We start from the raw sequence: 17,297 nt of genomic DNA on the forward strand, positions 1-17,297 counted from the left end.
CTCACCTGTTCACCGAATAGCAGTCGACCTGCGGCTCGCTCGGCAGCACACCGGAAACGCCAATGACGAAGCCGGGGGCGTCGAGCAGCGAGGCCCAATGCTCGCTCTTCTGGTCGAGCTCCAGGCACAGCCGGTCGCCGTCATAGGGGATCTCGCGCGGCTGCGAATGAAGCGGTTTCAGTGGAATGCCTGGCAAGCGCGACTTCCAAAGCCCTTCGAACTGGTCGGCGGCGCCGACGGTTGCCTGGTTGACGAAGATCTTGCGCAGCGCGTCTTCCGACAGTTCCGATCCGACGCGGACGACAATGCGGCTGGCGACCAAAAGCTTCGGGTTGTCGATGCGCACTTTCCAGACATTGGTCGAGTGCCGCATGACCGGCAGCGCGCGCGATTTCGGCTCGATGTAGCGGAGGCTGAGGATGAGCGAGCGCAAGGCATCGGCCAGCGCCATATAGGCGGGGCCGGGCGCCATATGGTCGTAGGCCGGCAATTCGCCAAGCCGCCGCGAGCTCGAGCCATAGGTGGCCATCTCGCCGGCGAGACCGGCAAGTTCGAGATAGAGCTCGGCCGGATGAAAGACATCCTGCGCAAGCATATGGGCGAGCCGTGGCCGCGCGGCATTGGCAAGGTGCAGCATCAAAAGGTCTTCGACGCTGCGGCCAGCCCCACCCATCACCATCTTGCCATGCGCTTCGGCGATCTGGTCGAGGCCGGTGACGACCTCCTGCAGCAATTGCCGGTACCAGTGGACAGCACCGGTGATCAGTGTCGGCGGCAGGAACGTCTCGTCTAGCGAGATGCCGTTGTCGGCGCGTACACCCTTGATGTCGGCGACGGGCAAGGCGGTATAACCGCCGACCGATTTGCCGGGGGCAAGGAGGACCGCCTGCGGGCGGGCGATTTCGATCTCTTCCGGATCGGCGCTGCTCTGCACCGCATCGCGCACTGAAACGACCTTGCCATGGTAGCGCGCGCCGGTCGATGCCCCATGCGCCGGATCGAACCCGACGCCACCGGGCGGCTCGAGCGGCAGCGCGACCAGCACCGGCCCGGCGCCGGTGTCGGCCGTGACCGGCAGGGGTTTCGGCGCATCCATCAGTTCCGGGATGGAGAAGGGCGTGCCGTCCGGAAAGATACCCCGGGCGGACACGATCGAGACTTGGCCGGCATCGAGCAGCGACTGGTCGAGCGTCAACTGCTGGAAGCCGAAGGTATGGAGCTGACCGGCCTGCAACGCGCCGCGCACCATACCCTCGAAGAACCGATCCTGCTGCTGGAAGTGCTGGGTCCTGAGAAACAGGCCCTCCGACCACAGCACCCTGTTTGCGTCGCTCATGCCACTACTCTCTGCACGGAACCATCTGCTGCTCGGTCGCTAGGCGGAGATGCCACCTTTGCCGAGGCTGACGTTGACAGTGAAATTCGAACCCGCCGAAACCGACTTGGTCGTGCGCCAGTTGCGCCCGCCAGGCTCGCGGATCAGCGCCACGAAGCCGAGCGCCGTCGCGTTCGGCTCGACGGTGATGGTCTTGGTCGCCGTCTTGCCAGGTGCGACCGAGATCGCGTCCGAGCCGATGAGGTCGGCACCGAGCGCCGAACTCGCATCGCCCTGCAGCGCGAAATAGTCGGCCGAATTGAATTTGCCGGTGCTGGCGAGCCGCATCACCAGCACGGTCACCGGCCGGTCGCCTCCACCCGGTCCCGGATTCATGCCGGCGCCGCCAGTCACATTGACCGAGATGACCGATGGTTTCGGCGGGCCACTCTGGCAAGCCGCAAGCAGTCCTGTCGCGCCGATGGCAACGATGAATTCGCGTCTGTCGATCATGCCCTACTCCTCTTCATATGCGTCTCTGAAGTCTGCGCCGATCTCGCCCAGGAAGCTCGATTCCGCGCTCTGGGCGATGTCGCGATGGCGTTTCTGGTAAAGCTCCCACAATTTGGCGTTGCGCCCGCCGGCGAGCAGATTGCCGATCGCGGAATTCGATTTGAGCTCTTCCTCGATCGCGGCCGGATCGAAGCGGTCGATCATGCGCCGCAGCGCCGCCTGCACGCCGCGCCAGGCGCGTACGTGATGCTGCGCGAGATCTTTCACCGCGTCGCCGATCGCCGCCTCGCCGGAGAGAAAGCCCGGACTGCGTTCCGCGATGATGGTGACGATGACATCCTCGACCGTCGGCAGGAATTTGAGCGGGTTGACCTCGGAGGCGCCGACCATCGTCTGGGCGACGCGCGCGCTTCCCTTTTCTTCAGCGCGTTTGCGCAGAAGCTGCATCAGGCCTTCCAGCATCTGCCGGTATTCACGCCCGAATTTTTCCATTTCGCCGATCGCGTCGCGGCCGGGAAAATCGGCCTCCTCGACGCCCATGCCGCGCAGGAACGCGGCGCGCAGCGCCATGTCGCTGGGCGCCGATAGCGTCGGACGCGATGCTTTGGGCGAGGGAACAGGGCGCGGCGGTGGTGCAGGGGGCTCGGTCGCCTGCACCGGTATTTCCCATGGCCGGGCGGCCTGCGGCTTTTCGGCCGGGCGCGCAGCATGGCCAATTGCCTCGGCGCTGTTGGTCGAGGCTGGCGCTCCGGCCGGCCCGAAGCCGAAATCGTCATCGAAGCTGGATGGTTTCGCCGACGTCTCCGCCGAGCCCGCACGAGATGGCATTTCGCCGAATCCGAATGCGTCCGGCCGATGGGGCACCGCGGCGCTGCTGGAATCCGGCGTCGCCACCGGGTCCAGGCTGAACGGGTCATCGAAGGCAGCAGAGCTGCGTTGACCCGAGGCGCGATCATAGGCTCCGGGAATGGGTTGCTCGAACGGGTTCGGCAGATCGGATGGGCGCGGGGGCCGCGGTTCTTCCTCGACCTTGGCCGAAAAGAAGTCGTCACCGCCGATGCTAGGGGGCGTCCGCGGTTGTGGCGACGGCCTCGCGGGTGCGGAATGGTTGGCGATCGGCGCCTGACCGATCGAGGTGTGGCCGGCGCTTGGCTGGACTTCGACATAGAGCACATAGTCACCCAGTCGAAGACGCATGCCGCTCTGCAGGCGTGCCGACTTTCCCGGGCCGAGCGGACTGTCGGAATCGTCGATGAACAATCCGCTGCTCGACGTGTCGGTGACGAAATAGCCATCCCGGCCGCCGCTGATCTTGCAATGCGCGCGTGAGACGAACATGTCCGGATCGTCGATCTGCCAGCCGGCATCCGCGCTGCGGCCGATCACCAAATCGCCCTCGTCCAGCCGGGTCTGCCTGACCACCTGCGAGCGCGGACCTTGTTCCAGCGTCAGAAGCAGGCTCATGCGGCTGCCTCCGCCATTTCCGGCCGCCAGCCGACGATGGTGCGCAACCTGAGATCGTCGGCGTCGCCCTTTTCTGCGGGACGTGAGAGCCACGAGGTTCGGCCGAGCTGGATGGCTCCCATCCGTGGCGGCGGCACGGCGTCGCGCGCCAGCACGACGCGCAAATCGACATCGAGCGCCTCGCCGATCATGTCGCGCACCGCCTTCTTGAACAAAGCGAGACGCCGTTCGCCGGGCAGGAACGACTTGAAGTCGTCGAGGTTGAGCGGACCGACGCGCAGTTCGATCCTGCTTTGGCGGCTGAAGACGCGCGGGCCAATCGTTGCCCCGCTGCCGAGCGCCGCATAGGCCTTGCCGATACGGGTTTGCAGCGGCGTTGGGATGGTAATCCAGGCGGCGACGAATTCCTTGAGCCGCACCGGCACCTTGAAGGCCGTGGCGAGAAACAGCGTCAGCCGCTCGGCACCGTCGACCTGGCTTGCGAGCGATCCAGCCTGGCGCAACCGCACCGTGTCGAGTTCCGCATCCTGCGTTCCGGGAAGGCCGATCCCGGACATTGCCTCCAGCATGGCGCGAACGCGCCCGCCGACGGAACGTTCGACCTGCACCGCCGGATGCGCGTCGGCCCAGGCACGGTAATAGAGCGCGATCATGCGATGCTGCAGGATGTTGACGAAATCGACGAAGGTCGTGTCGCTGGTCTGCTCGGCATCGGCGCCAGTGAACCAGCGCTGCGACAGCCGGTCGAGCACCCAGCGCGTCAGATGCAACGGCATCGGCCCTTCCGGTCCGAGCAGTCCAAGATTAGCGACCGTCACCCGCGCCGGAGCCTTGTCCTTGGCGTCCTGGAATTTGACCACGTCCCTGGCCGAGAAGCTCAGGCGCACGTGCTGGCCGATCCTTGCCGGCTCACGGTCGGCCTGGCCGGAATGACCGAACAATCCACGGCGCTGCTCCAGGCGCCGCAGCAGCTCGAAAAAGTCGAAACCTTCCCACAGAGCTTCGGCTTTGTCCGTTGCGCGCTCTGCTAGATCAGGTAGCGATTGCCGGGCGTCATCGGCCATGGCACATCCTCCTGCTTCTGCAGCAATCGCGTACGCGTCCGCACAAATCCGTTTATTCCTGCATGGCGGGCGAACAGCCGCGAAAGCAGGGCCGAAAGCAGCAGCGAGCTTTGACCCGCCAGAACGGACTGGTCGACATGCAGCGTCACCTCGGTACCGCGTCCGAAACACATTGGCCCGTCGATCCGAAGCCGCTCGATCACCGGGCGTGAATCGATGCGCACGATCGAATGCACGTTGCGGGCAAGGCTCGGGTCGCCGCGGTCGGCATAGAGGTCGAGCAAAGCATGCAGCGGATCGACGCCGCGGCCTTCCTTGGCCAGGCTGAGGAAATTCAGCGAAAGCTGCGCCACCAGCCGCCAGGCGAGATTGTCGGCACGGGATTCGCCCTCGGCGCCGGCCGGCAGTGACGCCGGAATCGCTGGCTGCGGCGGCCGCAGCGCCCCGAGCAAACGCACCGCTTCGACCGGATCGGCGGTCTCCAGCGTCAGCGTCGGCGTGTCGTCCAAGATGGGCAGGTCTCGGTTCGTGCAGAGCGCCATGATGTCGAGGCGCTTGAGCGGCCGGGCGACCGGGCTTCCCGCCGGGCGTGAGACTGCAAGAAAGACATCGTCACCCGTATAGGAGGTGCGGGTCAGGCCGTCGCGCCGTTCATCCTCGGTGGCCCGGCGCGGACGACGCTCCGTCGAATAGACCCACCCGCTGCCACGGTTCTGCCCCAGGCTGAACAGTTCCGGGATTTCGGCCTCGTTGCCCTCCACGTCGGCATCCTCGACCCGGGTGACCCTGAAAATCTCGAAGTCCCGTGCCCGTGTGCGATCGGCGTGCAGCACCTGGCGCGTTTTGCGCTGATCGATCTCGATGACGTTGCATTCGCGTTCGAACAGATTGATGACCGGTGTAACAAAAAGCTCGAAATCGGTAACGGTGACATCGGCGAGCTCGGGTACCGGACGCTGGAACAGGAAGATGATCTCCATGCCGACATCGCATTTGCGCACCACGGGCTGCAGGCCGGCGACGCGCACAAAATGGAAGCGTTCGGGGATCATGAAATACTCGCGCAGCAGCCTATATCCCTCGAAGGTCGGGCGGGTGCGCGGCATCAGCGCCTCGTCGTCGCGGATGCCGATCATTTCGGGCTCGGGTAGTGTCGTAAGCGGATTGGTCTTGCCTTCCGCCCGCGCGCCGACGGCTGAGCTGGCGCCGAAGATCGCATCGAACAGCAACGGCGCTTTCGCGCGTCCGGCGAAATAGAGGTCGAGACGGTCAAGCGACAATTCGTTGAGCTTGCCTTTTCCCGTCCGGGCAAACGCAATGCGGAATGCCGCCTCGCCGCGCACGCCGCCGATCGGCGCGATTCCGGCGGCGGCCAGCGCGCTGCGATCCTGGAAATAGCTGACCGAGGTGATCGCGATCGGCCACAACGTCACCTCCTGCGCCGTGGTGAAGGTGGAGCGCGTCGAAAGCCCTGGATGCAGGCCGGAGACCAGTCGCGTGCCGCGCGCGACGGCGTGGCCGGCGATCATCGAGTGCACCTGCTGGCCGGGTTTCAGCGCAGCCATCGCCGTCGCCGGCGCCGGCGTCACCAGATCCGGATAAAGCACATCCAGCACGGCGCGCGAAAAGCGCGAGCGCTCCGCGTCGACCTTCAGCCGCGTGCGCGCGGCAAGAAAGGCCACGCCGTCGAGCAGCCGTTCGACATAAGGGTCGGGGCAAGGGACCGTGTCGAGGGAAAGATTGCGGGCGACCGCCGGATGCATGTCGGCGAATTCCGCGGCCAGCGCGCGGATATGGGTAAGTTCCTCTTCGTAATACTCTACGAAGACCCGATCCATCTCAGGTCTCCCGCAATTCGGTTCGCGCCAGGCCGTTGTCGAGATTGATCGTGGTGCGAAGCCGCATGCGTTCCGGCGTCGGCGTCATGATCAGTACGGCGTCTATCTCGATTTTGAGGCCGACGTTTTTGTCGCCGAGCGTGACATTGACAGTCGTGGCGCTTTCCTTGAGGCGCGGCTCGAAGGTGGCGAGCACCGCACGGATCTCGCGGGCCAAGGTATCGCGGTCGAAATCCCGCGACGAGCGGCCCGAAAAGGACGGCACGCCATAATTGACGACGCTGCGCCGCACTTCCGGAAAGTCGGCGAGCGGCGGCAACTCGTCCAAGGGCTGTTCATGTTCGGCGTCGGTGAGCATCGGCACGGACTCGAAACGCTCTGTGTTGAACAATGCCTCTATGTCGCGCCGGACGGCTTCCCTCAGCACCCGCGCCGACACGACCACGCCACGGCTTTCGATCTCGGCGCGATGCTCAGTCTGGAAGACCAGCCTGTGCAGTCGCCGTTTCTGCTCGGGCGTCAGTTCGGCGTCGGCATCGATGGCACGCGCGCTGCCGGCAAGAAGTGCCTCGACGCGCTCGGCGCCGAGTTCTTCTTCCAGCAGGCGGCGCAGCCCATCGATCTCCGACGTCAGCCCGGGCAGATCGTTGACGAGGCGGTCCCAGAGGGAGGGTTGGACCGCTTCGCGCTTTGCCTGGGAGCTGCCGGCAAGCTGCGCTTTTGCGCCAGGCCGCTTGGCCTCACTTGCCGACATAGACGTCCATTTCGATCTCGTCGTCCTTGTTGTAGACGAACTTGATCTTCTTGTAGGCGAAGCTGACTTCTTCCTGGATCAGGTCCGCCTCGTCGGCGGCTTGCCGCATATCGTATTCCATGACCGATGCGTCGGTGAGCGTCACGACCAGATAGTCGCTGGTCTCGCCGTCAATGGTGCGACGTGCCGAAAACACCACTTCGTCAAGCGCCTTGTTTTCGAACAACGCTTTCTTCAGGTAGGGCGACGACTTGTCGTAGTGCTTGGAAAATTTGATCATTCCCATCGACACACGACCGCGCCGCGACAGCGAATTGGGGTCGTAGGGCGCGATCATCTTGTAATCGACGCCATGCACCTCGATTTCGTCTTCATGGCCGTCGCGCTTGCTCGGGCCTTTGATATCCGGAACTTTCAAGAAGCCGTCGATCTTCATCGAAGGCGCATCGGTTCTGTCTGGCATTGTCCTTCTCCACCGCTTTCAAACGAAACAAGATGACTTTGCTTTTCATTTCAGCCCTTGACTGACGGCAATTCCGACACCAGCCGAAGCGAGGCGTTGATGCCTTCCAGCTGGTAATGCGGACGCAGATAGAAACGGGCATTGTAGTAACCGGGCCGGCCTTCGACGCTGTCGACCTGGACTTCGGCCGCGGCAAGCGGGCGCTTGGCGCGCGCCTTGTCGTCGGCAAAGGCCGGATTGGCCAGCACGTACCGGTTGATCCATTCGGTCAACCAGATCTCCATGTCAGTGCGTTCCTTGAACGAACCGATCTTGTCGCGCGCGATCGCCTTCAGGTAATGCGCGAAGCGCGACACAGGGAACAGGTAGGGCAGGTTCGCCGAGAGCCGTTCATTGGCCTGCGCGTCGGGATCGACCAGCCGCCCGGCGCGCGTCTCGTCATCCTGCAGCGAATGCGCGCCGATGAAGGCCGCCAGGTCGGTGTTCTTGCGATGCAGGATCGGCATCAGGCCGAGCTTGGCCAGCTCCGCCTCGCGCCGATCGTCGATGGCGACCTCGGTGGGGCACTTCATTGCGATCGACCCGTCGTCGGTCGGGAAGGCATGGACCGGTAGATTAAGCACCGTGCCACCGTTCTCGACGCCGCGGATCTGGGTTCCCCAGCCATAGAGCTTGTGGCTGCGGTTGATGTTCACGCCCATCGGGAAAGCGGCGTTCATCCAGACATATTTGTTGTGGTCGCCTCCCACCTCTTCCTCGAAGGTGAAGCCCTTCACCGGAACGGTTTCCGACCCGTATGGCAGGCGTGCGAGAACACGCGGCATGGTAAGCCCGATGTAGCGGGCGTCCTCGCTTTCGCGCAGCGACTGCCACGAGGCATAAGCCGGGTTGTTCACGATCATCTGCAGGTCTTGTGGGTTCGGCAGTTCCTGCCAGCTATCCATGCGGAACAGCCGCGGCGACGCGGCCGCGATGAATGGTGTGTGCGCCGAAGCGCAGACGCCCGAAATGTTGCGCAGCAGGCCGACGTCGCGCGGATGGTTCGAGAATTCATAGGCGCCGACGATGCAGCCGACCGGCTCGCCGCCCAGCATAGAATACTCGTCCGTGTACACCTTCTTGAAGATCGGGCTCTGGTCCCACATCTGGCCTTCATAGTCTTCGAGGGTGTCGGCCAGCTGCTCCTTGGAGATGTTCATCACCCGGATCTTGAGCTTGGTATCCGTCTCGGTGTTGTTGATCAGATACCACAGGCCGCGCCAGGTGCCTTCCATCTCGCGGACTTCGGGGGCGTGCAGGATCTCGTTAACCTGCGTCGTCAGCATCTTGTCGATGCCGGCGATCAGCGACTTGATCGACTTGATCGCGTTGGACGAGATTGTCGTGGTCTCGGAGCGAGATTGTGCTGCAAGCGCCAGGTTGCGCACCAGTTGCTGCAGCTTTTCGCTGTCGTCCTTCTTGACCTTGAAATCCTTTTCAAGGAGTCCGCTGAATTCACCGAGATCGATGGCTTGAGCCTCGGCGGGGGCGGGCGCGGTCTTTTGCTGTTCAGCCATGACTTACTCCTCGCCCTTGCCGTCATCCATCGCCTGGCCGGCGATCTTGCTCAGCAGCGGCTCGTTGTTCAGAAGCTGCGCGATGCGCTTTTCGGCATCGACGCGGCCGTCCATGAAGCCCAGCAGCTCCTCGAGCTGGCGGCGCATCTTCAGGATTTCGGCCAGCTGCGGGACCTGCTCGGCAACTTTGTCCGGCGCGAAATCGCCCATTTTCGAGAAGGTGAGATCGACCGCGAGTTCTTCGTCCCGCTCCTGGCCCTCGGCTTGCGGCAACGTGTTTTTCACCCGAGCCTTTACGCGTGGCCCCATCGCCTCCATGAATTTGGGGAAGCGGTTGGCGTCGGTTTCAACGAAGTTACGGTCAAGGACCGACTTCGAGGCTTCCTTGGTCTGTGAATCGCCCGAAAGGTCGGCCATCACGGCCATGACAAACGGCAGTTCGATCGTCGTCGGGCTGCCATAGGTCTCGACGTCATAGGCGATCTGCACGCGCGGGGCGCGGTTTCTTTCGATGACCTTCGCTTTGCTCTCTGCTGGCATGCTTGTTACCTTTCATCCTTCTGGACCGGCTTCTTGGGATCGGGGACCCCGGCAAGCAGCCGGAATTCCTTCAGCCCTGACGGGGCGAGATCTTCCATCAGTTCCACGAAATCCATGTGCACCATCCGGCGCACGCGGCGTGCCAGATGCGGGATCGGACTTGAGGGTTCGGTGCGGTCGTAGAAGGCGACCACCAGATCGAGGCATTTGACGACCTCGTCGCGCGAGTTGATCCGGTCAGGCAGGCCGTCGCTCGCTTCCGAATGGCTCGCCATACTTGCCATCGTCTCGCCTCCATGACCGTTCCGGACGGGCGTCGCTGCCGGTTCCGCCGCCTGCGGGGCAGGCTTTGCCGCATCGTTGGCAGCGGCGCCGGCACTGGAATTCCGTTCCAGCGTCGTCAGCAAGCGCTGCAGGAATTTCTTCAATTCCGGCACGGCGGCGCCATTGCCGTCGATGCGGGCATTGAGCGCGGTATCCAACGTCTCCAGCGCTGAAATCGAGGTGCGCGCATCCGTCAACAGCGTCGTCATCGCGTCCGCCGCCTGATCGACCTGCGCGGTGCATCCTGCACGCACCCGGTTTAGCAACTGGCTGTGGGCGCTCGTCAGCGCAGCCTTCTCTGCAGTGCCGAGGCCGGAGGCCGCTTCCTGGAGCATGACACGCTCATCGAGCGCTGCCTGTTCCAAGTCACGTCCGCTGATCGGCCCGATGGGGCGCGGTGAGAAGAAGACGGTCTGCCTGAGGTTCGCCAGCAAGCCTTCCTGGCCGTTCTGCAGATCGAGCAGCGCATTGATGCGGCGCAAGGCGGCTTCACGCGGCGCGCCCGTCCGCAGTGACGGGTGCATGGTGTCCCAGTATTGCTCGAAGGTCTGCGCAATCAGCGTCAGCCCCTGGGTGAGGCCGGCCAGCCCGTCTTCATTGGCAAGCGCGCGGGTGACGATGACCAACAACCGCAGGTCCCGGCCCCGCAGCCGCAATTCCTCCGCCTTTTCCAAAACCGCGGGCCAGTCGACAGGAATGGTGGATTGCGAAGTCTTGTTGCCGCCGTCGTGGATAACCTTGAGCTGGGCCTCCGTCAGCCGCTCCAACTCGTGAAAAGCCGGGTCATTGCGCAAATCCTCTCCCGACGGATTCGCACCGTCCAGAGGATTCTGCCAGAGTGCGAGATCAATCACACTTACCCCCAGCAACCGGCTATGTGACGTTACGTTATCACTGGCCCAATGCCGCGACAATTGAGCACATGCTCAAAAACCAACAGCAGCTAAACGCCTCAGTTATCTTTTGGCGAAATCCATTGCGCGATTGGCGGACCGGGTATGTGAAATGGCTCGCATAGTTCGGACCGCATTCCGGGTTTGTTGCATGAGTTTGCAAGGCTTGTGTAACCGCGAGCTGTCGTTCGAGCGGGGTCCGGAGGCCCTTCCCGTCATGCGGCTTTGTCAGGCAGCCGCTTATGTGGCAGGGTACGGTCAGCAGATTTCGGGGGCAGGTTCGCATGGAACAGCGCCGGTTGTCGCAGAGCTTCAAGCGTAAGGAACTCGTTGCAAAGCTCAATCCCACGGGCGTGCGCGCCTTCAAGGCCGCTGCCGACACCGCCAAGCTGCGCGGCAACCCCTATGTTGAGCTCGTCCATTTCATTCAGCAGTTGGTTCTGTCCGAACGCTCGGACGTGCAGATGATCCTCGCCGACGCCGGCATCGATGCCAGCCGGCTGACGGCGGACATGACCCGCGCCATCGACAAGCTGCCCTACGGCGCCACTTCAGTTGAGGAATTCTCGGACCACATCTTCCACGCCATCCAGGAAGGCTGGAACCTGGCCACCTTGGAGTTCGGTGTCGAGGAAGTGCGCAGCGCTCATATTCTTCTCGCCTGCCTGAAGACGCCGGTGCTGGAAGGCCTTGTTGCGAAGATCAGCGCCGAATTCGACAAGATCGATGCGGACGGGGTCATTTCCCGCTTCGCCAATGTCACCGAAGGGTCGCTCGAGCAAGGCTCGCCCTCCGCCGCGGCTGCCGCCGAGACACCGATAAAACGCGGCCCTGGCGGGGATTCGGCGCTGGCCAGATACGCCACCGACCTCACCCAGCGCGCCCGCGATGGCAAGATCGATCCGGTCGTCGGTCGCGATCCGGAGATCCGCCAGATCGTCGACATCCTAATGCGGCGCCGGCAGAACAATCCGATCCTGACCGGCGAGGCCGGTGTCGGCAAGACGGCGGCGGTCGAGGGCTTTGCATTGCGCATCGCTCAGGGTGACGTGCCGCCGACGCTCCAGAACGTCAGTGTGCGCATGCTCGATGTCGGGTTGATGCAGGCGGGGGCCAGCGTCAAGGGCGAGTTCGAGAAGCGACTGAAGGCGGTCATCGACGAGGTCCAGGCTTCGGAGGTGCCGATCATCCTGTTCATCGACGAGGCGCATACGCTGATCGGCGCAGGCGGTGCGGCGGGCACTGGCGATGCCGCCAATCTGCTCAAGCCGGCGTTGGCGCGTGGCGAACTGCGCACCATCGCCGCCACCACCTGGGCCGAATACAAGCAGCACATCGAGAAGGATCCGGCGCTGACCCGCCGTTTCCAGGTGGTCAAGATCGACGAGCCGTCGGAGGCGGTAGCCGTGCTGATGCTGCGCGGTGTCGCCGGCGTGCTGGAACAGCACCACAAGGTGCAGATACTGGACGAAGCGATCGAGGCCGCGGTTTCCCTTTCGCACCGCTACATCCCGGCCAGGCAACTGCCGGACAAGGCAGTCAGCCTCCTCGACACCGCCTGCGCCCGCGTCGCGGTTTCGCAACATGCCACGCCGGCGGAGGTCGAGGACATATTGCGCCGCCGCCAGGCGTTGGAAGTCGAGCAAGGCATCATCGGCCGCGAGGCGGCGATCGGCATCGACGTAGCCGACCGGCAGGTCCGCGTGGAAGCCGGGTTGGCGGAAACCGAGACCACGCTTGCGGCAGCGCAAGCACGCTGGGATCGGGAAAAGGCGCTTGTGACCGAGATTCTCGACCTGCGCGCCAAACTGCGTGGCGAGGGCATGCCGCTCGACGCGGTGGAGGGCGAGGAAGCCGTTGCCGGTGAAGGGACAGGCGTAGCGGCAGGTAACGAAGCGTCCGAGACGAAGACGCCCGAAACCAAGGCGCCTGAAGCCAAAACGGCAGAAACTAAGGTCCCCAAGACCAAGGTCGCGAAGGTTAAAGCGGCCAAGGCGGAGGCAGCCGCTACCGGAGATGTCGCGCTGGCGCAAGATTCCGCGGCGGACTTGTCGCGGTTGCGCGAATTGATGGCCGAACTTGCCGAGGCGCAGGGCGAGACGCCGCTGATCCTGCCCTCGGTCGACCGCAACGCGGTCGCGGCCGTGGTGCAGGACTGGACAGGCATCCCGACCGGAAGGATGCTCTCCAGCCAGACCGAGAAGGCGCTGAAACTCGCCGCCACGCTGTCAGAGCGCGTCGTCGGTCAGGACCACGCGATGGAGATGATCGCCAAACGCGTGCAGACCAGTCGCGCCGGCTTGGGCGCGCCGGAGAAGCCGGTCGGCGTGTTCCTGCTTTGCGGGCCTTCGGGTGTCGGTAAGACCGAGACCGCGCTGGCGTTGGCCGAGACGCTTTACGGCGGCGAGCAGAACCTGATCTCGATCAACATGTCCGAATTCCAGGAGGCGCATACCGTCTCGACGCTGAAAGGCGCACCGCCCGGCTATGTCGGTTACGGCAAGGGCGGCATTCTGACGGAGGCCGTACGGCGCAAACCCTATTCGGTGATCCTGCTCGACGAGGTCGAGAAGGCGCATCCAGACGTACATGAGATCTTTTTCCAGGTCTTCGACAAAGGCATGATGGACGACAGCGAAGGCCGTCGGATCGATTTCAAGAACACGCTGATCCTGCTCACCTCGAATGTCGGCTCGGAGGTCATCATGGATCGGACGAGGAACGGCGCCGTGCGCACCGGCATCGACGACCTGGACATCGCCTTGCGCCCACCACTGCTGAAAGTGTTTCCCGCCGCCTTCCTCGGCCGTGTGGTGACCATTCCCTACTATCCGCTCTCGGATGCGATGATCGAGGCGATCACCAGGCATCAATTCGGCAAGATCGCGCGCCGTCTCAAGGCAACCAACGATGCCGAGCTGGTGATCGGCGACGGCGTCATGGATCTTATCAAGGCGCGTTGCACCGAGATCGAATCCGGCGGGCGCATGATCGACGCCATCCTCACCAACACGCTGTTGCCGGAGTTGAGCCGCGGCGTGCTCAATCGCTCGCTCGAGGGCGAGAAGATGACAAAAGTCATCGTCGGTGCCTCGGCGAAGGGATTTACCTACTCTTTCGAATAGAGTTCTCCTGGAATTTGCCGCTCGGCCTCGCCAACGGCCTGCCGCCAAGTACGATCACCGGTTGGTCCGCTGCGTAGGTTGGATGCTGACGATGGGACGCCGACGATAGTTTTGAAAGCATTGCCGACCTCCCTGTCAGGTTTGGACGTGCATCTCGACGAGCGATAGTAGCCGATAAAGTCATTCGCTGCGTTGCAAAAAACTATTTGGTAAAATCAAAAGTGCGGTTGTCTGTTGGCTGTCAGGTCAGTAGCATTTGAGAGCAATTTTTGTTAGTAAGTTCAATGCGTTGGTGTAATTCAAAGCAATCGGGTGGGAGTAGGAGGAGGGCGGTGAAAAGTGTGACTTCGACGGCGATCTTCGCCGCCATTCCACTGCCTTTCTCGACGACCACTCCGCTGAGTGGGTTGAAATGACATGTGCTCGCTTGGGACTAACTCCGAGCTTGGAGTGAGCAGTCTAGCGTTTATACGAGAGCCCACTCGGCCATCCGAGAAAACCGCAAGACCGCTTTGGCTGTCCTGGGTATGAGGTTTCAACTCCGAATATCGACCAGACGGAAACTCTAGCCGTAGAAGCGAAACTCAGCTCTCCGATGTTGGGGGCAGAGTCGAGATATCGAAGGAAAAACAGCGGGTCAACTACAGAACCAAAAACAGCCACAAAATTGCAATCGATTTGGCTCGCTCATCGATGCGATGATGTTCAAAAGAGATCTTCGAAACATCAATTCGAGGACGCTCCCATGAATATTATTTCCTGGATTCGACCAGACGTGCGTTTCGGCTTTCTGCGGGCGAGCAGATTTCGGGCTTCGGTTCTTGCTGTGGTGAGCCTGATGTTGCTGGGAGTAGATTTCCCAATGACGCACGCGAATGCACAATCAGCTCGCGAATTCTCACGAACAGGTCGTCTTACGATCTCGCTCATGTTGAAGGGCTCGGGCCGCCATGTTCTTCCGAACAAGGTCGAATGGTCTCGGCTGGATGTGGAGCGCAAACTGAACGTGACCTTCGCCATGGAACTATCGGCGATCAACACGGCCCCGGTGGTGGAAGTCGGGGGCACGTCCAACAACCATATCCGCGCGCCGAAAGGCATTCAGACGATTGCCGAAGCCATGGAGGCCTGTGGAGAAGACGAGGCTTGCCAGGCAAAGGCCATGCTCGCTATCGGCCTTCAACTGAAGGGTGATCCAGCTTCGCTCGGTGCCCTGAAACTCGATGAAACCCGATTTGCAAACTGGACCGCAAAGCAGGGCGAGGACTGCGCAGCCGGAACGATTTCAGTTTCCGATGAAGGGGCTGGCGTTAACATTGCACCGCCTTCGCCTGCCGCACCGTATCGCTTCCATCGCGCTGGAAAATTGTCGTTGCCAGCAGACGCTGCCATCATGGAACAGGTTTGCAGGGCGATTGTGACCGTCGATCGTCAGTCCGGTCTTGCGAGCTTGAGAATCCCCGCCGGAGCCATACCTGTTGCCGTACGATTGAGCGGGCAAGCCTTCACGAATGAGACCTCGGTTCCGTTCCGAGAGGGGCAAAAGGAACTCGAACTCCGCGACCAGAAAATCGAACCCGGCAAAAAATCGTGGCAGGGCGCAGGCCGCATCGCAAATGCCGGAAGCGTTTCTCACAATTCGGGTTCGACGACTGCGCCTGTCTCCGCAGCTGTCACGTGGCAATTCGTTCAGGATTGACTTCGAAGGGGGGCGTTCCGGAAGAGGTTGCCGCTGCCCGACGTCTATTCCTGACTTCGGAGGGCGTGCCGTCAAATCGCTTCCTGAACAGCCTGTTGAAGGCGGATAGATCTTCGAAGCCAGCATCGAAGGCGATGTCGCTGATGCGTAGATGCGCCAACCGTGGGTCGCTGAGCATCCGATGTGTCAGCGAAAGCCGTTGGTCGGTCACGAACTCCGACAAGCTGACGGCTTCATGCTCAAAGAGCCTGTGCAGATGGCGTGGGCTGAGCTTGTGTCGGACGGCAAGCGCGGCAATCGACATGTCGAACCGTCCGGTATTTTCCACGATATCGGCCTTGACGGTCAGCAATCTTGCGGCTCTTGCACCGCGCTGCTCGGCAATTTCGGACGCATCTTGGCCGGCGCCAATCGCCAGGGCCGCCAGGTCCACAATATGTGTGGTCACGATGTGGCGCAGCACCGGATCGTCAATCAGCTCGGATGTGCGGAACATCTTCACATAGTCGACAAGGAGCCTCAGTGCAGCGGTATCGGCAGGAAGCCGCCGTCCTAGAGCCGAGCCCAAATTGGGCACCAGGGGCGCCAGCAACTCCCTGGCGACGCGCAGCACCGTAAACGCGCCGCCCTGCGGCAAGGACCATGATCCCGGATCGACGGTCGAGCTCACGACCGTTTCGCCCGGGCCGACTTGCGTCTCCTTCCCGAATTGATCGATGAGCCCCGACCCGGAAAGCACAATGGGCAGGCCGATGCTGTCGGTGCTTTGGGCGATCAAGGGTGGTGTCGATTGATACCGCGCCGCTGACGAGACACCGCTTGCGACTGCGACCCCGTGCATCGACCGCAGCGTCAGATCTGCCTGGAACACCGATCCACCCAGTGGCTCGATCTCCACCTGATGGATGACGCGACCATAGACCTCGCGCCATGTGGCGAAACGATCCCGCTCCGGCAAGTCGTCGGTGCGCAACCGAACCGGCCCGGTATCGTCAGGTTTCACCATGCGAGCATTCTTCGGTTGACCGGAAGGTTTTGCGCGGAACGTCGCTCAGGCAAGAAACATCCCGATGTCACTCTGCGCAAGATTGCGTGTCCCTGTGGGCAAAGAAACCGGGTCCTTGCAGCGTTAGTAAGTCTTCATGAACACCCGCAACAAAGACCAGTCCCAAATGGCATCGATCGCTACGGCGTCCAAATCTTCGTCGGAAGGGGCTGCTCAACTGCTGGACGCGGCTCTGACCGAAGAACCCTCGCGCGTGCTGACCGAAGAACAGCGCGCAGCGCTTGCCGTCGATGTCGCTTGGCTGGCGTGGCGCAGCGAGTTTCGCCGGCGCATGATCAAGGAAGGCATGCTGAAACATCCCTGGCGCAGCGTGTTCGAGGCCGACATGATCTTCTCCATGGTGGCCATTCGCTGGCTGCAAGGCGACCCCATCACGCTGAAGGAACTGGCGACGCATTTCCAGCTGTTCACCACGGAGGCAACGGTGAGTCGCCATATCGACGACATGGAAGCCTCCGGCACCTTGTGCCGGCTGCCCGACGAGAACGACCGCCGCCGCTTGCTGCTGGTGCCGACCGAGCGGCTGGCAGAAATCGGCCGCACATTCCTGCAGGCCCGCGCGGACATAGCGCGCCAGCACGGCTTCGTCTTTGCTCCACCCGCCAAGGTCTGACACCGGCAGTTTAGCCGGCCAGCCACCGTGCAGGCGAGATAACCGAAAAATTGCAACTAATCGCGGCTGC

Annotated in this window: 14 protein-coding genes; 3 read left to right on the top strand and 11 right to left on the bottom strand. The window is 62.6% G+C overall.

Features of this window, described 5'->3' with window-relative positions:
* Nucleotide 1 precedes the first annotated feature (1 nt).
* The 10 genes from tssK to tssA form a co-directional block, all read right to left on the bottom strand.
* On the bottom strand, nt 2-1,336 hold the full coding sequence (gene tssK, locus QFZ88_RS18910; RefSeq protein ID WP_024925008.1) for a type VI secretion system baseplate subunit TssK: 1,335 nt from the start codon (nt 1,334-1,336) through the stop codon (nt 2-4).
* A gap of 39 nt (nt 1,337-1,375) precedes the next feature.
* The gene (gene tssJ, locus QFZ88_RS18915; protein WP_024925007.1) at nt 1,376-1,828 is read right to left on the bottom strand and encodes a type VI secretion system lipoprotein TssJ; all 453 of its coding nucleotides are present in this window, start codon (nt 1,826-1,828) and stop codon (nt 1,376-1,378) included.
* Between the two features lie 3 nt (nt 1,829-1,831).
* Nucleotides 1,832-3,292, bottom strand: coding sequence for a type VI secretion system-associated FHA domain protein TagH (gene tagH, locus QFZ88_RS18920; RefSeq protein WP_024925006.1), 1,461 nt, complete (start codon nt 3,290-3,292; stop codon nt 1,832-1,834).
* Nucleotides 3,289-4,356: a type VI secretion system baseplate subunit TssG gene (gene tssG, locus QFZ88_RS18925; protein ID WP_024925005.1), complete on the bottom strand. Its 1,068-nt coding sequence runs from the start codon at nt 4,354-4,356 to the stop codon at nt 3,289-3,291. The genes tagH and tssG overlap by 4 nt, the downstream gene beginning before the upstream one ends.
* Nucleotides 4,320-6,194: a type VI secretion system baseplate subunit TssF gene (gene tssF / locus QFZ88_RS18930; protein WP_024925004.1), complete on the bottom strand. Its 1,875-nt coding sequence runs from the start codon at nt 6,192-6,194 to the stop codon at nt 4,320-4,322. The genes tssG and tssF overlap by 37 nt, the downstream gene beginning before the upstream one ends.
* A 1-nt stretch (nt 6,195) precedes the next feature.
* Entirely contained in the window at nt 6,196-6,948 is a 753-nt protein-coding gene (tssE, locus tag QFZ88_RS18935) for a type VI secretion system baseplate subunit TssE (RefSeq protein WP_024925003.1), read from the bottom strand.
* Nucleotides 6,935-7,384, bottom strand: coding sequence for an Hcp family type VI secretion system effector (locus QFZ88_RS18940; protein WP_024925002.1), 450 nt, complete (start codon nt 7,382-7,384; stop codon nt 6,935-6,937). The genes tssE and QFZ88_RS18940 overlap by 14 nt, the downstream gene beginning before the upstream one ends.
* Nucleotides 7,385-7,461: 77 nt before the next feature.
* Nucleotides 7,462-8,967 carry a type VI secretion system contractile sheath large subunit gene (gene tssC / locus QFZ88_RS18945; RefSeq protein ID WP_024925001.1) on the bottom strand — a complete coding sequence of 502 codons (1,506 nt, stop codon included), beginning with the start codon at nt 8,965-8,967 and terminating at the stop codon, nt 7,462-7,464.
* Between the two features lie 3 nt (nt 8,968-8,970).
* Nucleotides 8,971-9,507: a type VI secretion system contractile sheath small subunit gene (gene tssB, locus QFZ88_RS18950; protein WP_024925000.1), complete on the bottom strand. Its 537-nt coding sequence runs from the start codon at nt 9,505-9,507 to the stop codon at nt 8,971-8,973.
* 5 nt (nt 9,508-9,512) lie between these two features.
* On the bottom strand, nt 9,513-10,685 hold the full coding sequence (gene tssA, locus QFZ88_RS18955) for a type VI secretion system protein TssA (RefSeq protein WP_024924999.1): 1,173 nt from the start codon (nt 10,683-10,685) through the stop codon (nt 9,513-9,515).
* A gap of 323 nt (nt 10,686-11,008) precedes the next feature.
* Here tssA and QFZ88_RS18960 point away from each other — a divergent pair, with 323 nt between their 5' ends.
* The gene (locus tag QFZ88_RS18960) at nt 11,009-13,849 is read left to right on the top strand and encodes a type VI secretion system ATPase TssH (protein WP_024924998.1); all 2,841 of its coding nucleotides are present in this window, start codon (nt 11,009-11,011) and stop codon (nt 13,847-13,849) included.
* A gap of 745 nt (nt 13,850-14,594) precedes the next feature.
* Nucleotides 14,595-15,548 (top strand): hypothetical protein, encoded by a 954-nt coding sequence (locus QFZ88_RS18965; protein ID WP_137901090.1) that lies wholly within the window; start codon nt 14,595-14,597, stop codon nt 15,546-15,548.
* Here the strand turns inward: QFZ88_RS18965 and QFZ88_RS18970 are convergent.
* On the bottom strand, nt 15,523-16,554 hold the full coding sequence (locus QFZ88_RS18970; RefSeq protein WP_024924996.1) for a helix-turn-helix transcriptional regulator: 1,032 nt from the start codon (nt 16,552-16,554) through the stop codon (nt 15,523-15,525). The two genes, QFZ88_RS18965 and QFZ88_RS18970, sit on opposite strands and share 26 nt — an antisense overlap.
* 166 nt (nt 16,555-16,720) lie before the next feature.
* Here QFZ88_RS18970 and QFZ88_RS18975 point away from each other — a divergent pair, with 166 nt between their 5' ends.
* Nucleotides 16,721-17,227, top strand: a complete 507-nt coding sequence (locus tag QFZ88_RS18975) for a MarR family transcriptional regulator (protein ID WP_137901089.1) — start codon at nt 16,721-16,723, stop codon at nt 17,225-17,227.
* Nucleotides 17,228-17,297 lie beyond the last annotated feature (70 nt).

The organism is Mesorhizobium sp. YL-MeA3-2017, assembly GCF_030814575.1.
Lineage (GTDB): Bacteria > Pseudomonadota > Alphaproteobacteria > Rhizobiales > Rhizobiaceae > Mesorhizobium > Mesorhizobium terrae.

Coding starts and splice junctions, on each gene's coding strand:
- tssK (WP_024925008.1), bottom strand. CDS start 1,336: ATGAGCGACGCAAACAGGGTGCTGTGGTCGGAGGGCCTGTTTCTCAGG.
- tssJ (WP_024925007.1), bottom strand. CDS start 1,828: ATGATCGACAGACGCGAATTCATCGTTGCCATCGGCGCGACAGGACTG.
- tagH (WP_024925006.1), bottom strand. CDS start 3,292: ATGAGCCTGCTTCTGACGCTGGAACAAGGTCCGCGCTCGCAGGTGGTC.
- tssG (WP_024925005.1), bottom strand. CDS start 4,356: ATGGCCGATGACGCCCGGCAATCGCTACCTGATCTAGCAGAGCGCGCA.
- tssF (WP_024925004.1), bottom strand. CDS start 6,194: ATGGATCGGGTCTTCGTAGAGTATTACGAAGAGGAACTTACCCATATC.
- tssE (WP_024925003.1), bottom strand. CDS start 6,948: ATGTCGGCAAGTGAGGCCAAGCGGCCTGGCGCAAAAGCGCAGCTTGCC.
- QFZ88_RS18940 (WP_024925002.1), bottom strand. CDS start 7,384: ATGAAGATCGACGGCTTCTTGAAAGTTCCGGATATCAAAGGCCCGAGC.
- tssC (WP_024925001.1), bottom strand. CDS start 8,967: ATGGCTGAACAGCAAAAGACCGCGCCCGCCCCCGCCGAGGCTCAAGCC.
- tssB (WP_024925000.1), bottom strand. CDS start 9,507: ATGCCAGCAGAGAGCAAAGCGAAGGTCATCGAAAGAAACCGCGCCCCG.
- QFZ88_RS18960 (WP_024924998.1), top strand. CDS start 11,009: ATGGAACAGCGCCGGTTGTCGCAGAGCTTCAAGCGTAAGGAACTCGTT.
- QFZ88_RS18965 (WP_137901090.1), top strand. CDS start 14,595: ATGAATATTATTTCCTGGATTCGACCAGACGTGCGTTTCGGCTTTCTG.
- QFZ88_RS18970 (WP_024924996.1), bottom strand. CDS start 16,554: ATGGTGAAACCTGACGATACCGGGCCGGTTCGGTTGCGCACCGACGAC.
- QFZ88_RS18975 (WP_137901089.1), top strand. CDS start 16,721: ATGGCATCGATCGCTACGGCGTCCAAATCTTCGTCGGAAGGGGCTGCT.